The sequence below is a fragment of the Candidatus Stoquefichus massiliensis AP9 genome, assembly GCF_000455285.1.
GTDB lineage: Bacteria > Bacillota_I > Bacilli_A > Erysipelotrichales > Coprobacillaceae > Stoquefichus > Stoquefichus massiliensis.
On sequence record NZ_HG005295.1, the window covers coordinates 5,415 to 20,464 of the forward strand.

Consider the following 15,050-nt stretch of genomic DNA (forward strand, 5'->3'; position numbering starts at 1 on the left):
AATCTGTATCAGTATTAATAATCTCTTTATACGTTCCTTCTACAGGGACTGGAATATGATATCCTTTATGAGTATTTCCAATAAAGTTCATAACACAAATCAAGACTTCACCATCTGGTGCATATCTTGCATATGCAAAGACACTTTGCTGCATATCATCTACAACTAACCATTCAAATCCTTCAGGATAATAATCATATTGATATAATGCTGGATGATTTAAAATCAAATGATTTAAATCACTAAAATATTTGTGGAATGAATCATGTTGTGGATATTTTAATAATACCCATCCTAAAGCTTTCTTTTCATCCCATTCTTTATATTCTGCAAGTTCATTTCCCATAAAGTTCAATTTCTTACCAGGATGTGTCATCATATAAAGATAAAGTGCCTTACATTGTGCAAACTTCTGATCATTATTCCCCCACATTTTATCAAGAATCGTTCCTTTACTATGAACAACTTCATCATGAGATAATGGTAAGATATAGTTTTCACGATAAAAATACATCATTGAGAATGTTAATTTGTAATGTGTATCAGAATATTGTCTAAAAAGAGGATCTTTTTTAAAATAAGCTAATGTATCATTCATCCATCCTAAATCCCATTTATAATCAAAACCTAATCCACCATCCCAAGCAGCTTTTGTAACATTTGGATAATCCGATGAATCTTCTGCAATCAACATAACTCCTGGGAATAATCCAGTCATATGTGAATTCATACGTTTCATGAATTCAATTGCACCATCATTAACGCCTCTTTCTTTATTTCCTTTCCAATATATTAAATTACTAACAGCATCGAAACGAATACCATCAATATGGAAATACTCTGCCCAATAATGAACAGAAGACATCAAGAAACTTCTTACTTCTTCCCTACCTAAATCAAAGTAACAACTATCCCATTCTGTATATCTTAAATTAATATCAGGATATTCATAAACAAAACCACCATCAAACTGATGTAACCCATGTCCATCTTTTACAAAATGAGCTGGAACAAAATCCATAATGACACCAATATTATTCTTATGACAAGCATTAATAAAAGCCATTAATTGTTTTGGATTTCCATAACGACTTGTTGCACTAAAATAACCAGTCGCCTGATAACCCCAAGAACCATCAAATGGAAACTCAATTAAAGGCATGAGTTCAATATGAGAGAAACCATTTTCAATAACATAAGGAATCAATTGATCAATCATTTCCTCATAACTATAATATTCACCATCTTCTTCATCAGTGAAATCTTTCTTCATTTTCCATGAACCAATATTTGCTTCATAAATATTTAAAACTCTATCAAAATTCTTTGTACGCTTATTCATCCAACGCTTATCAGCCCATTTATAACCATCAATCTTATAAACTTTAGAAGCAGTTGCTGGACGTAGTTCACTAAAGAAAGCATAAGGGTCGGCACGATCTACCCAAGAACCATTTGGTGTTTCAATACGATATTTATATGTATCATACTGTTTTAATTTTGGAATAAATAATGTAAAAATCCCACCATCAGTATATCTTTCCATATAATGATTTTCACCATTCCATTTATTAAAATCTCCTACAACCTGCACACTTCTTGCATTAGGTGCATAAACAGTAAATCTAACACCCTTTTGTCCTTCATCTTCTTCTAAATGTGCTCCAAATACTTTATACATTTCCAAACAATTTCCTTCATGGAAAAGTTGAATCAAAAAATTATCTAATTTTGCCATAATTTAACCCCTTTCATATATTTCTATTATACATGAATTGAGTTCAAAAAGCATTAACATTCATCATTTGTAAAAATATAAATAATACAAAAAAATAACATATCTCATTATATAAAGACATGTTACTCACTATCATTATCAATAAATTCAAAAACATCATTAGGTGTGCAATTTAATATTTTACATAGCCTTTCAACTGTATATGTTGAAATATTTTGGCCATGTTTGATGTTATTCATTGTTCTAGAATTAATATGATGTTTATAAATCAATGCATAACTGGTTATTTTTCGTTTTTTCATTGTTTCATATAACGGCCTATAACTAATCAAATGACACCACACCCTTTGTATACATTATCCCTTTTTATTCAATTATTGAATATACCGAAAAATGTATACATATATGTATAAAAAAAATAGATTGGAATGTTTATCCAGTCTATTTTACAATCACTTCATTAATATCTTTTAACACAATAGAATATGTGCCATCCTCCTGTTTTATTTTTTCCAAATGAGTCCCTGATAAATACTCTTCTATCGGTAACTTCACTTCAATTTCATCATCCAATACTAATTTACAAGTATCCATAGCACCTGCTAATACAGCAATTTGATCTTCCTCACTGATACCTAAATCTTTCATCATCAGTTCACTTTCTTCCTGTGCCTGATAATCTCTTTCAAGTACCTTTTTAACAATTTCTAATGGCTTAACTGGTTGATTTGTTTCCACTTTCTCCTGTATTTCTTGCTTCATTAATGGCAAAGCCTTCCCATCATTCACATTATAAATATCATCCATCTTCTTAACGACTTTTTTCATAGTTGAAAACTTCTGTTTATCTGTTAATTTTTCTTCACCTTTAATCCATTGTGGATTAAGATAGAAGTCTGGTTTCCCATCAATCGTAAACTTCTTTTCAATTAAGAATAACTGTTTTTGGTCACAATTCATAATGATAGCTTCATCAACAGCTGAACCCATCATTGGAAGCACTTGTTGTTTAGTAATACGAACAATACCTTCTTCTACTACACTCATAGGAATTGTACGATAATTCAATTTTAAAACTGCCATAAATCTTTCACCATTTTTATAACAATCTACAAAAAGAACATTACTATTGGGCATTTCTTCAATAACAGAACCTAAAGAAAATAACTTATCTGTTATTTCTTGAGCCTGTTTGATAAATTCTTCATCACTCTCTACTAACTTATCACATCTTAACATCATTTCATGCAATGAACCAACTGTTAATTCTTTCATCGTTGGAGAACTCAAAGCTTTTTCTACTTTTTTACGATAATAATCTATAGATGTTTCATTAAGATCTACAAATGCTGTAGAATGATAAATTTTACGATGTTCAAAATCTAACATATGCATTAATATTTTATTGATAATAATTGTATTCATATCTTTCACCTGCCGAAGTGATTATAGCATACTTTCATACAGATTATAAGTTTTTTCAATGCATTGTCGTAGATAACTCTATGAAAGCATGATAGAATAATTAAAACAAGGAGGATTCTATGAAAATAATTATTGCCCCTAGTAAAACAATGAAATATAAAAAACATCAATTTTCTACAACTGATCTTATTTTTCCAGAGCAGACTGAATATCTTCGTTCTCTATTAGAACAATATACTGATGAAGATCTTTGTAATCTTATGAAAATATCATATAAACAGGCACTTCAGGTTTATGATTACTATCATCAACAACAAGTTCAAGCCCCTGCTCTCACCCTATACCAAGGCACAGTTTTTAAACAGTTACAGTTAGATCAATATCATCTTCATACTGATTATTTACATCAACATGTAAGAATTATGTCTGCATATTATGGTGTCTTACAATATAATACCGCTATAACTCCCTATCGTTTAGATATGACTATAAAACCAGATCATCTGAATCTTTATAGTTATTGGTATACACCCATCTACCAGTATTTTGAACAAGAAGATTTCATTATCTCACTTGCTTCCAAAGAATTTACTGATATGATCAATCATCCCCATATCTACTTCATCGATTTTATAGAAATTGATAATCAAAAATACAAAAGAAATGCGATGATCATTAAAAAGGCAAGAGGACAAATGCTCAATCAAATGATATTACAAGAAATCAAAACATTGGATGAACTAAAACAAATGGATATTGATGGATTTACTTATAATCCAGACAATAGTCATGAGCACACTCTTGCTTTTATAAGGAAAAAGAACACCTAGTGTTCTTTTTCTATAAATAATGATATTGCATACCTTCTAGTACATTTTTTGAATTGACTCCAAGTTTTTCTAAGATAGTATAACCAAACATGAGTGCTGCTGCCGGACCTCTACCTGTGATAATATTTTGATCTACATATGTTAAAGTATCTTGATAAATACCTGAAGGAATTTGTTCTTCAAATCCTGGATAGCATGTAAATTTCTTTCCTGTCACAACTTTTGCCTTCTCTAAAGAAATAGGTCCTGCACAAATTGCAGCAATCCATTTTCCTTTATCATTAAAATCTTTTAAGATATCAATGACTCTTTGATCATCTCTTAAAGAAGTGGCACCTGGCATCCCACCTGGCAAGACGACAACATCAGCTTCATACGCTGACTCATCAAATAACTTATCCATTTTGACTTCAATACCATGCGAACTTGTTACATTCATTTTATCCATTCCAATCATCTCACAAGTTACATTGGCTCGTCTTAAAACGTCTACAACACTAAGGGCTTCTATTTCTTCAAACCCTTCTTTAAATAGAACAATTGCTTTCATCTTTAATCTCCTCACTTACCTTCATTAAAATTGTCATTAACAATATCAAAGAAATTCCCAGCAAGATATGTCCAATACCAGCCATCCCAGATATGGATGCATCCAATCCCTTAGACAAATTCATTGCTAAAACTTGTGTTATCCCTCTAACACTCATCATTATAACAGTTAATCCCAAGCCTATGTTATATAAAATCATAAATAACTTAAATTTCTTTGCTTCTAAAAGTTGAGTTCTTTGAGCAAACAATGCCAAAATCATAAACATAAAAGTTCCTAATACCATAAGATGAACATGAATATCTGCTAATCTTGTTACACCTGTAAAACCATTAAACTTTGTAAACTCTCGATAAAAAACACCACCAATCAAAGCCAAAATAACATATATCAATGATACTTTTAATAACTTCTTCATTTTCCTCACTCCTTGAAAAGATTATAATCCTATTACACTCAAAAAATCAAATTATATGCAAAAGAACTATCTTTTGATAGTTCTACCATGTTAACATCTGTTCTCTTTTTTCTATATCTTTTAATGCATTAATAAATTCCTGAAGATTAACTATCTTCTCTTTTGTTTTCTTTTGATTAGCAATTGCAACATTATTATTATCACTTAGTAAAGTCAATGGAATCTGCTGATATGTAATATGTGCATTAACAACTTCATATGTTTTCTCTTTTGTTGTTGTATTCGTTTTTTCTATAACATCTCCACTCAATAACATTGTATAAGCATAATGTGTCATAATATTCTTTGAACCTTTAATTAACTTCTGTTTTTCATCAGGTCCCAATAATTTTATATATTTTATAAAAGTCTGTTCAGATGAAAGTATATAATCTCCTACTTTTTGTCCTTTTTCTAAAACAATTTTATTTTCAACATAATTTGTAGAAGATTTCTCAATAGAAATAGAATCAATATACGTTGATTGCAATTTTACATCTTCTCCTACCAATTGAACTGTATATTGATCTGTTTTATTTTCTTGATTTTGTTCTTCACTTGGTTTAAACAATAAAAAAGCAGTGATTAAAAAAATTCCTATCATAAATGTAAAAATGAGTACCTGTGCCTGCCGCGTTAATTTCATAACATTTTATCGAGTTAATCTCTCGACTCGACCCTCCTTTTATATAAATTTACATTCTTTTCCACTATTATCCAATATCTTTATCCCTTATGTCATATTTTAGCATGTTTTCATGCTTTTCACAATCAACTACACATTTTATTCTATTTATGTTATGATAAAAAAGCAAAGAAGGTGGAAATATGATTGACAAAACACATATTGTCAAAAACAACAAAACAATGCTTTATATTACCTATGCTATTGTATTAGCCTTTGTCGTATTTAACTTTAATACGGTCTTTTCAATCATTGGTTATATATTATCACTAGCAACACCATTATATATTGCAATTATTATTGCATTTATATTAAATATACCTATGCGTAGAATTGAGCATTTGTATGGCAAGAAAATTAAAAAGAGAGGATTAAAAAGAGGTTTAGCTATTGCTACAACTCTTATTTTAGCAATTATTTTAATTGTTTTATTCTCTTCCTTTATTATTCCTAAATTAGGTGAAAGTATTACATTAATTATTTCAAATATATTTAACTACTCTAATCGTCTTGTTACATTAATTAATGATACAATGGCTAAATTCCATGTGAATTATGCAATTAACTATGAATCAATTCAACAAGCTTTATCAAATTTAGATTTAAATAATCTGTTATCTAAAAGTGGTGATTTATTAGGGAATGCTGGGATTAATTTGATTTTCCAATCAATTGGTATATTTGGATTTTTTATTAATGTAATTACATCATTCATTATGTCTCTTTATTTATTAGCAAATAAAGAAACTCATTTAAGACAATTAAAAAAAGTTGTTACTTTCTTATTTGGATATAAAGAATCACTTATGATTTTTGATATTGGAGCAGAAGCTAACCATTACTTTAATGGTTTTGTTTCTGGACAATTATTAGAGTGCTGTATTTTAACATCATTGATGTATGCGGGCTTTAGATTAACAGGATTACCTTTTCCAGAATTAATTGCTTTTATTATTGGATTGGCAAGTTTAGTTCCAATGTTTGGTGGATTTGTTGGTTTTGGGATTAGTTTTATTCTTGTATTAGCTGTTGAGCCAACACAAGCTATTATTTTTACAATTTGTTTTGTAATTATTCAGCAATTTGAAGCAAATATTATTTATCCTAGAGTTGTTGGTGGGGCTGTAGGTATTTCTGGATTATATGTTTTATTATCATTGGTTGTTTTTGGAAATTTATTTGGGTTCTTTGGTTTATTAATAGCTGTCCCAAGTATGGCATTGATTTATGCTGTAGGCAGTCGATTTATTAATATTGCTCTTTATCGTAATCATATTGAAGTAACTGATAAATCTATAAAAAAAATGAAAGAATAAAAATGAAAAATTCTCTTATTATGAGAGAGTTTTTTTCTTTTATAGATTGTATAAACAATTGTAATTTAAATATTATGTTGACAATTTTTTATTACAAGTATATGATATGTACAAGTAAACCGTTGAGGTGGAGATAAAAATAGATCGTGCACTACTAGAGAGCTTGGATGGTGGAAACAAGCAGAACGCAGCCTATTAAATGGACCACTGAGGGCAAAGTGAAAAGCCTAGCTGAGTATTCTTTGACGTCATTGACTTACGTAAGTAGTCAGAGATGTGATAGCATCTTATAAGCGCACGATTATTTCGTGAAACAAGGTGGCACCGCGGGTTATGTATCCGTCCTTGACAGAATTTTTCTGTTGGGACGGATTTTTTATTTATAGAAGGAGGAAAACAAATGATTAGAACAGCAATTCAATTATTATCACAAAACAAAGATTTAACAAAACAGCAAGCTTATGATTGTATGAACGAGATTATGGCAGGACAAGCATCTCCAATTCAAATATCAAGTTATTTAACAGCCTTAGGTCTTAAGGGCGAGACCATTGATGAAATAACTGGGAGTGCTGCTGGAATGCGTGAACATTGTATTAAACTTCTGAATGATGAAGATGTTTTAGAAATTGTTGGTACAGGTGGGGATCATTCTCAATCTTTTAATATTTCTACGACTTCTGCCTTTGTGATTGCTGCAGCCGGTATAAAAGTAGCAAAACATGGTAATCGTTCAGCCAGTTCCCAATGTGGCGCAGCAGATGTATTAGAAGCATTAGGTGTCCGTATCGATGTCACTCCAGAACATAGTGCTAAGATTCTTAAAAAACATGATATCTGCTTTCTGTTTGCCCAAAATTATCATCTTGCAATGAAATATGTCGCACCCGTTCGCCAAGAACTCGGTATTCGAACTGTCTTCAATATTTTAGGACCACTCACCAATCCTGCTGGTGCATCAATGCAGTTAATGGGCGTTTATGATGAAAGCTTAGTAGAACCATTAGCAAATGTCTTGCATAACTTAGGTGTCAAAAGAGCTATGGTTGTTTATGGTCAAGATGGATTAGATGAAATTTCATTATCATCTTCTACTAAAGTCTGTGAAATTAATAATGGACATTATATGAATTATATCATTACCCCTGAACAATTTGGTTTCAAACGTTGTCAAAAGGAAGAACTTGTTGGTGGTAGTCCTGACGAAAATGCCCAAATCACTTTAGATATCTTAAATGGAAAACACAATCCAAAAAGAGATGCTGTCTTACTAAATGCTGGTGCTGCAATTTACCTTGGTGGACAAGCTCAAAATATGCATGAAGGTATCACTATTGCAAGACAAATGATAGATGAGGGAAAAGCCATTCATAAATTTAAACAGTTTATGAATGCTTCACAGGTGAATATATGATTCTAGATGATATTGTTATGCAGACTTATAAACGACTGGAAATGCAAAAACAAAAAATCTCATTAGAGGAGATGAAATCTCTTGCTGATAATTGTCCTATTTACTATGATTTCCCTTTTGAAAAAGCAATGCGTAAACAAGAGATGAACTATATTCTTGAAGTAAAAAAAGCTTCTCCCTCTAAAGGTATAATTGATCAAGACTTTGATTATATGAGTATTGCTAAAGAATATGAAAGTATTGGAGCTGACGCTATTTCTGTTTTGACAGAACCACACTTCTTTTATGGAAGTCCTGACTATTTAAAAGAAATTAAAAAAGCAGTTCATATTCCAATACTTAGAAAAGACTTCATCATTGATGAATATATGATTTATGAAGCAAAAGTTATCGGAGCAGATGCTATTTTACTGATATGTTCAATTCTCACACAAGACCAATTAACGAAGTTTATGAAAATGGCCTATAGTCTTGGCTTAAGTGTTCTTGTAGAAACCCATGATGCTATGGAAATACAAAGAGCACTTAATGCTAAAGCGAAAATGATTGGTATTAATAATCGTCATCTTCAAGACTTTACAGTTGATCTCAATACAAGTATCAATCTTAGAAAACTTATTCCCAATGATATCATCTTTATCTCTGAAAGTGGTATCCATACCCATGCAGATATTCAAAGTCTTACCAAACAACATGTCAATGCTATTTTAATTGGTGAAGCACTCATGACTTCTCAACATAAACAGAAAACATTTGATATTCTGCGTGGTTATCATGAAAATTAAAATATGTGGACTTTTTAGAGAACAAGATGTGAAATATGTCAATCAGGCTATGCCTGATTATATTGGTTTTGTTTTTGCTAAAAGTAAGCGTCAAATCACTATAGACCAAGCTTATCATTTTAAAAAAATGCTTAATCCACACATTTTGACTGTTGGTGTTTTTGTTGATGCACCAATTTCAGAGATTAAAACAGTTGTACAACTTGGAATCATTGATATTGTACAATTACATGGTCAAGAGGATCAGAAATACATTTCACAATTAAAACATCAGGTTCATCTTCCCTTAATAAAAGCAATGACAGTAGAGGATATTTATAGCGAGTATGAGGATATTGATTATTATCTTTTTGATTCATCGAATGCTGGTAGTGGTAGATGTTTTGACTGGACTTTAATACCTCAAATTAGGAAACCTTTTTTTCTAGCTGGTGGTATTCGTCTTTCTAATATTGATGAAGCAATAAAATTAGATTGTTATGGTATTGATATAAGTAGTGGTGTTGAAACACATGGTTATAAAGATCAAGAAAAAATAAATGAAATTGTATGGAGAGTAAAAAATGGAAACAGGTAGATATGGTATACATGGTGGACAATATATTCCAGAAACATTAATGAATGAAATTCACAAAATTGAAGATACCTATGAATATTATAAAAATAATAAAGATTTTCAAGATGAACTCAGTCAGCTTCTCAATGAATATGCTGGTCGTCCTTCTTTATTGTATTACGCTAAAAAAATGACAGAAGATTTAGGTGGTGCGAAAGTTTATTTAAAGCGAGAAGATTTAAATCATACCGGATCACATAAAATCAATAATGTTTTGGGTCAAGTTCTTATGGCTAAAAAAATGGGAAAAACACGCGTGATTGCTGAAACAGGTGCAGGACAACATGGTGTTGCAACTGCAACAGCAGCTGCATTATTAGGACTAAAGTGTGAAATATTTATGGGAAAAGAAGACACTGATAGACAATCTTTAAATGTTTATCGTATGAAGTTGTTAGGTGCCCAAGTTCATAGTGTAACAACTGGAACAATGACACTCAAAGATGCTGTTAATGAAGCCATGCGTGAATGGACTAAGCGTATTGATGATACTTTATATGTATTAGGTTCAGTTATGGGTCCTCACCCTTTCCCAATGATTGTTAGAGATTTCCAAAGTATTATCTCGAAGGAAGCTCGAAAACAGATATTTGAGTATGAAGGGAAATTGCCAACTGCGGTGATTGCATGTGTAGGTGGTGGCAGCAATGCTATGGGAATATTTTATCATTTTATTAATGATCCTGTACAATTGATAGGTTGTGAAGCTGCTGGTAAAGGTGTTGATACTGCCTTAAATGCAGCAACTATCAACACTGGAACATTAGGTATATTCCATGGTATGAAATCTTACTTCTGTCAGGATGAAAATGGTCAGATTGCTCCTGTTTATTCTATTTCAGCAGGTTTAGATTATCCTGGTATTGGTCCAGAACATGCTCATCTATATGATACAAAAAGAGCCCAATATGTTCCCATTACAGATGATGAAGCTGTTGAAGCCTTTGAGTATATTGCAAAAACAGAAGGAATCATCTGTGCTATAGAAAGTGCACATGCAATAGCCTACGCTAAGAAATATGTACCAACATTATCTTCTGATGATGTAGTCATCATTTGCTTATCAGGACGCGGTGATAAAGATGTTGCTGCCATAGCAAAGTATAGGGGGATAGATATTCATGAATAGAATAAAAAATGCTTTTAGAAATCAGAAAGCCTTTATTGCTTTTTTAACTGCTGGTGACCCAATACCACAAAAGACTGTTGAATATATTTTAGAAATGGAAAAAGCAGGGGCTTCACTCATTGAAATTGGTATTCCTTTTAGTGATCCTGTAGCAGAAGGACCAATTATTCAAGAAGCTAATCTTCGTGCCTTAAAACAAGGAATAACACCTAATCAAGTGTTTGATATTGTTCAAGCTGTTCGTCAAGTCTCAAATATTCCTATTTGTCTAATGACATATTTAAATCCTGTATTTCATTATGGTTATGAACGTTTCTTTCAGAAATGTCAAAATGTTGGTGTTGATGGCATTATTATTCCTGATTGTCCATTTGAAGAAAGTCATGAAGTGAAAGATATCTCTAAAAAATATCAAGTTCATTTCATCCATATGATAGCACCGACATCAAAAGAAAGAGTGCTTCAAATCGCTAAAGAAGCACAAGGATTTATCTATCTTGTCTCATCTATGGGAGTGACTGGTGTTCGTGAATCATTCTCAAGTAACTTATCTGCAATCGTTAATACAATTCGTTCAGTGACAGATACCCCAGTTGCTGTAGGCTTTGGTATTCATAGTCCAGAACAAGTACAGAAGATTTCACAAATCGCTGATGGCATTATTGTTGGAAGTGCAATTGTTGATATCATAAAAATATATGGTGAAAATGCTCACCAGCCACTTCATCAATATGTTAAAAAGATGATTAATGACTAATATGTAAAGAGGTTTCAAATCTATGATTATAGATTAAGAAACCTCTTTTTGATTAAAATTATTATTTTATCCAATGTTTTAGCATTTCTCTAGAAGATCTATTCATCTCATCTCTAAATTCTGCAAAGAACTTTCTTTTTGCAAAAGATGATATATATTTTCCAAGTTCTTCTTCACTTTTACCTGATTGTTTCATAAACATCTGTTTTGTTTCTACTATAGTTTTTTGATGATATGTATCAATACTTACCATATCCTCAACTGTAAATCTCTTTGGTTTTTGTCTTGTTTTTTGTTGTTCAGTTGGTCTTCCAAATACAACCATAACAAATGGAACAGCATATTTAGGCAAATGAAGTAATTTTTGATTTTCTTCAAAATTCTCCAAAATATCACCAATATAACAAGATCCAATTCCTAATGATTCTGCTGCAACAACTGCATTCTGTGCTGCTATAATACAATCTTGTGTCGCTAAAAATAAATCTGATTCTTCTAATTGAGGTACACCAGGTGTATACTCATTAAACATATCAAACCATTTTTGATAATCTGCTAAAAAGATGAGAACAAGTGGTGCTTTTGCTATAAATGGCTGATGGTCACAACGAATTGCTAATTCATCTTTCAATGATTGATCTTGTACATCAATGATTGAATATAAAGCCATATTTCCAGCGGTTGGAGCTTGTAATGCCGATTCTAATATGAGCCTCTTTTCTTCTTCTGTAATAGCTTCATCTGTATACATACGAACTGATTTTCTTTCATATAATTCTTTAATTGTCTGATTCATGATTTTTCCTCCATTTCTTTTTCATTATATCATAGATTATTCATACATTTCCATGTATAATATAGAAATAGAAAGCGAGGTTATATCAATGAATATTGAAGAAAAATTTTTAAAATATGTGAGTTTTGATACACAATCTGATCCTAAATCAGATACTGCTCCTTCAACAATGAAACAATTAGAATTAGGGAAATATTTAGTTGAAGAAATGAAATCAATTGGTATTGAAAATGCTCAATTAGATAAATATGGAATTGTTTATGGAACAATTCCATCAAATAATAACAATCAAGGGAAGAAAATTGGATTTGTTGCTCATATGGATACTTCTCCAGATGCTGCTGGAAATAATATTCATCCTCAAATCATTAGAGATTATCAAGGAGATACAATTGTTCTTAATAAAGAAAAGAAATTATATCTTGATCCCCATGAATTCCCTGAATTACTTAATGTTCTGCATCATGATTTAATCACAACTGATGGAACTACTCTTCTTGGTGCTGATGATAAGGCTGGTGTTGCAGTGATTATGCAGATGGCAGAATATGTAATGACTCATCCTGAATTTAAACACAATGATATTCAAATAGCATTCACACCTGATGAAGAAATTGGACGTGGAACAGAAAATTTTGATGTTAATTATTTCAATGCTGATTATGCATACACTGTTGATGGTGGAGATATTGCTGAAATAGAATATGAAAACTTTAATGCATTTAGTGCTGTGGTAGAAATTACTGGGAAAAGTATTCATCCAGGTTCAGCAAAAAATGCAATGATAAACTCCATTCATGTTTCTCAAGAGTTTGATGCCATGTTACCAATTCATGCAAGACCCGAATCAACTGAAGGATATGAAGGATTTAATCATTTACATGATATTCATGGAAATTGTGAGAAAACAGTCATGGAATATATTATTAGAAATCATGATCTTGATTTAGCTAAAAAACAATGTCAGGATTTTGAAAATATTGCACAGTTCCTTAATCAAAAGTATGGATATGATATGATTAAAGTGACTATCGAACAAAGCTATTTAAATATGAAAGAACATATTGCGAAAAACATGTTTATCGTAGAAAATGCAATGGAAGCAATGAAACAATGTCAAGTAGAACCACGTGCTGTTCCTATTAGAGGTGGAACTGATGGAGCTAACTTAACATATATGGGACTTCCTTGTCCAAACTTAGGTACTGGTGGTTATAACTACCATGGTCCATTTGAATATGTATCATTGACAATGATGAATAAACAAGTAGAAGTTCTACTAAAAATCTTAGAAAACAATGTAAAATAGGAAGTTCCGAATTGGAACTTCCTATTTTTGTAATAATGGGTATTCTTTTTGATCCATCTTCTTTAAGACACTTATCATCATAACACCAATAACAGTCAATATACTCACCAAAGTCCACATAAAAACCATTGTATGATGATCAATTAATACACCTACCCCTTTTTGCATCACTGCAATAAATATCGCACTTAACATCCTTTGTAAAGAATTCATACGTCCTCGATGAGATAAAGGTATTCTTTTTGTCACAAATGGTAATTGTCCTAAAGCATTAAATATCTCTCCACATGTAAATATAAACATAGAAATAAAATACAAAGGAATCATTCCCTGAATAAAAATATACATTGATAAACTCAACATAAATAATACAGTACTTATCCATATTTTATTCAAATCACTCATACGATGAAACCATGCTGTTAATAAAGGTGTTCCAATGACAACAACAATTGCATTTAAACTTGTCATCGCCCCAAAATAAAGTGCTCCCTGTTGCCCATAAAGCTGTTCCAAATTTAAAGGTAATAAAAATTGATATTGACTATAAATAAATTCAATGACAATAAAACAGCAAAGATAAAATACCAAGACCTTTCTTGTCTTTAATACCTTCCATAATCCACCACTCTGTGCTTCTTCATATTTTTCATCACTTTGTGATTTCACTACTGAAACATCTTTTACCATTAGTATAATCATAATGGTCGAAGCTAATGTTGATAGAGCATCAATGAAAAAAGATAATTGAAGATGCTCAGCAAACAATAATCCACCAATCATAGGTGCTAATACCATACCTAAATTTGCTCCTAAATATGTTAAACTGTAAGCACGCTCTCGATCGTTACTATGACTCAGATCAGCAATTAATGCATCATAAGCCGGATGCTCCATCATAGCGAACAACCCTGCTATAAAAAATATAATGATCGTACTCATATTAATATCTAATAAAGCAATGAGTAGATATCCAGCTACAGTTACTAAATCGCAGAAAATAATAATCATCTTTTTATTAAAATGATCCGCTATATATCCAGCAAACATCATACATGGAATTTGAATGATATTCATGATAAGCAAAAGGGATGCTATGTGTGAAGCATCCATCTTAAGTTTACTAGATAAAATCAGGGTCATCATAGGCCATACCATTGCCCCGAGGCAAGTGACAACTTTACCAAAAGTTAAAACATAGATTTCTTTTCTTAAGCCCTGATACTGCTTCAATATCTTCATA

Annotated in this window: 16 protein-coding genes; 8 read left to right on the top strand and 8 right to left on the bottom strand. The window is 31.3% G+C overall.

The window, feature by feature from the left end:
- The 3 genes from glgB to BN350_RS15875 form a co-directional block, all read right to left on the bottom strand.
- A partial coding sequence (glgB, locus tag BN350_RS19590) for a 1,4-alpha-glucan branching protein GlgB (protein ID WP_044600410.1) occupies positions 1-1,738 on the bottom strand: 1,738 nt, incomplete at its 3' end.
- A gap of 122 nt (positions 1,739-1,860) precedes the next feature.
- Positions 1,861-2,070 carry a helix-turn-helix domain-containing protein gene (locus tag BN350_RS20410; RefSeq protein ID WP_081652952.1) on the bottom strand — a complete coding sequence of 70 codons (210 nt, stop codon included), beginning with the start codon at positions 2,068-2,070 and terminating at the stop codon, positions 1,861-1,863.
- Between the two features lie 109 nt (positions 2,071-2,179).
- Positions 2,180-3,163, bottom strand: a complete 984-nt coding sequence (locus BN350_RS15875) for a nucleoid-associated protein (protein WP_028044465.1) — start codon at positions 3,161-3,163, stop codon at positions 2,180-2,182.
- A gap of 119 nt (positions 3,164-3,282) precedes the next feature.
- Here BN350_RS15875 and BN350_RS15880 point away from each other — a divergent pair, with 119 nt between their 5' ends.
- Positions 3,283-3,993, top strand: coding sequence for a YaaA family protein (locus tag BN350_RS15880; protein WP_028044466.1), 711 nt, complete (start codon positions 3,283-3,285; stop codon positions 3,991-3,993).
- A 10-nt stretch (positions 3,994-4,003) separates the two neighbouring features.
- On the opposite strand, the gene BN350_RS15885 is transcribed toward BN350_RS15880, so the two are convergent.
- The 3 genes from BN350_RS15885 to BN350_RS15895 all read right to left on the bottom strand — a co-directional run bounded on the left by BN350_RS15885 (position 4,004) and on the right by BN350_RS15895 (position 5,646).
- Positions 4,004-4,543, bottom strand: coding sequence for a DJ-1 family glyoxalase III (locus tag BN350_RS15885; RefSeq protein WP_028044467.1), 540 nt, complete (start codon positions 4,541-4,543; stop codon positions 4,004-4,006).
- Entirely contained in the window at positions 4,521-4,961 is a 441-nt protein-coding gene (locus BN350_RS15890; protein ID WP_028044468.1) for a DUF2871 domain-containing protein, read from the bottom strand. Before BN350_RS15890 ends, BN350_RS15885 begins: the two co-directional genes overlap by 23 nt.
- 82 nt (positions 4,962-5,043) lie before the next feature.
- Positions 5,044-5,646, bottom strand: coding sequence for a hypothetical protein (locus tag BN350_RS15895; protein ID WP_028044469.1), 603 nt, complete (start codon positions 5,644-5,646; stop codon positions 5,044-5,046).
- A gap of 182 nt (positions 5,647-5,828) precedes the next feature.
- Here BN350_RS15895 and BN350_RS15900 point away from each other — a divergent pair, with 182 nt between their 5' ends.
- The 6 genes from BN350_RS15900 (at position 5,829) to trpA (ending at position 11,702) form a co-directional block, all read left to right on the top strand.
- Positions 5,829-7,001, top strand: a complete 1,173-nt coding sequence (locus tag BN350_RS15900) for an AI-2E family transporter (protein ID WP_028044470.1) — start codon at positions 5,829-5,831, stop codon at positions 6,999-7,001.
- A gap of 400 nt (positions 7,002-7,401) precedes the next feature.
- Complete coding sequence (gene trpD, locus BN350_RS15905; protein ID WP_028044471.1) at positions 7,402-8,415, top strand: anthranilate phosphoribosyltransferase; 1,014 nt, start codon at positions 7,402-7,404, stop codon at positions 8,413-8,415.
- The gene (trpC, locus tag BN350_RS15910; RefSeq protein WP_028044472.1) at positions 8,412-9,200 is read left to right on the top strand and encodes an indole-3-glycerol phosphate synthase TrpC; all 789 of its coding nucleotides are present in this window, start codon (positions 8,412-8,414) and stop codon (positions 9,198-9,200) included. The genes trpD and trpC overlap by 4 nt, the downstream gene beginning before the upstream one ends.
- A complete protein-coding gene (locus tag BN350_RS15915; protein WP_028044473.1) occupies positions 9,190-9,777 on the top strand; it encodes a phosphoribosylanthranilate isomerase in 588 nt (195 codons plus the stop codon). Before trpC ends, BN350_RS15915 begins: the two co-directional genes overlap by 11 nt.
- Positions 9,764-10,945: a tryptophan synthase subunit beta gene (gene trpB / locus BN350_RS15920; RefSeq protein ID WP_028044474.1), complete on the top strand. Its 1,182-nt coding sequence runs from the start codon at positions 9,764-9,766 to the stop codon at positions 10,943-10,945. The genes BN350_RS15915 and trpB overlap by 14 nt, the downstream gene beginning before the upstream one ends.
- The gene (gene trpA, locus BN350_RS15925) at positions 10,938-11,702 is read left to right on the top strand and encodes a tryptophan synthase subunit alpha (protein WP_028044475.1); all 765 of its coding nucleotides are present in this window, start codon (positions 10,938-10,940) and stop codon (positions 11,700-11,702) included. The genes trpB and trpA overlap by 8 nt, the downstream gene beginning before the upstream one ends.
- 61 nt (positions 11,703-11,763) lie before the next feature.
- Here the strand turns inward: trpA and BN350_RS15930 are convergent, their stop codons facing one another.
- Positions 11,764-12,498 (bottom strand): nitroreductase family protein, encoded by a 735-nt coding sequence (locus tag BN350_RS15930; RefSeq protein WP_028044476.1) that lies wholly within the window; start codon positions 12,496-12,498, stop codon positions 11,764-11,766.
- Positions 12,499-12,586: 88 nt separating this feature from the next.
- On the opposite strand from BN350_RS15930, the gene pepT reads away from it, so the two are divergent.
- The gene (gene pepT / locus BN350_RS15935) at positions 12,587-13,807 is read left to right on the top strand and encodes a peptidase T (RefSeq protein ID WP_028044477.1); all 1,221 of its coding nucleotides are present in this window, start codon (positions 12,587-12,589) and stop codon (positions 13,805-13,807) included.
- Positions 13,808-13,828: 21 nt separating this feature from the next.
- Here pepT and BN350_RS15940 read toward each other — a convergent pair whose 3' ends face one another.
- The gene (locus BN350_RS15940; RefSeq protein WP_028044478.1) at positions 13,829-15,049 is read right to left on the bottom strand and encodes an MFS transporter; all 1,221 of its coding nucleotides are present in this window, start codon (positions 15,047-15,049) and stop codon (positions 13,829-13,831) included.
- Position 15,050: the final 1 nt, after the last annotated feature.

Excerpts from the sequence above, each read along its gene's own strand:
- BN350_RS15895 (WP_028044469.1), bottom strand. The coding sequence starts at position 5,646 with ATGAAATTAACGCGGCAGGCACAGGTACTCATTTTTACATTTATGATA.
- BN350_RS15930 (WP_028044476.1), bottom strand. The coding sequence starts at position 12,498 with ATGAATCAGACAATTAAAGAATTATATGAAAGAAAATCAGTTCGTATG.
- BN350_RS15875 (WP_028044465.1), bottom strand. The coding sequence starts at position 3,163 with ATGAATACAATTATTATCAATAAAATATTAATGCATATGTTAGATTTT.
- BN350_RS15890 (WP_028044468.1), bottom strand. The coding sequence starts at position 4,961 with ATGAAGAAGTTATTAAAAGTATCATTGATATATGTTATTTTGGCTTTG.
- BN350_RS15940 (WP_028044478.1), bottom strand. The coding sequence starts at position 15,049 with ATGAAGATATTGAAGCAGTATCAGGGCTTAAGAAAAGAAATCTATGTT.
- trpB (WP_028044474.1), top strand. The coding sequence starts at position 9,764 with ATGGAAACAGGTAGATATGGTATACATGGTGGACAATATATTCCAGAA.
- BN350_RS15880 (WP_028044466.1), top strand. The coding sequence starts at position 3,283 with ATGAAAATAATTATTGCCCCTAGTAAAACAATGAAATATAAAAAACAT.
- BN350_RS15885 (WP_028044467.1), bottom strand. The coding sequence starts at position 4,543 with ATGAAAGCAATTGTTCTATTTAAAGAAGGGTTTGAAGAAATAGAAGCC.
- pepT (WP_028044477.1), top strand. The coding sequence starts at position 12,587 with ATGAATATTGAAGAAAAATTTTTAAAATATGTGAGTTTTGATACACAA.
- trpC (WP_028044472.1), top strand. The coding sequence starts at position 8,412 with ATGATTCTAGATGATATTGTTATGCAGACTTATAAACGACTGGAAATG.
- BN350_RS15915 (WP_028044473.1), top strand. The coding sequence starts at position 9,190 with ATGAAAATTAAAATATGTGGACTTTTTAGAGAACAAGATGTGAAATAT.
- trpD (WP_028044471.1), top strand. The coding sequence starts at position 7,402 with ATGATTAGAACAGCAATTCAATTATTATCACAAAACAAAGATTTAACA.
- trpA (WP_028044475.1), top strand. The coding sequence starts at position 10,938 with ATGAATAGAATAAAAAATGCTTTTAGAAATCAGAAAGCCTTTATTGCT.
- BN350_RS15900 (WP_028044470.1), top strand. The coding sequence starts at position 5,829 with ATGATTGACAAAACACATATTGTCAAAAACAACAAAACAATGCTTTAT.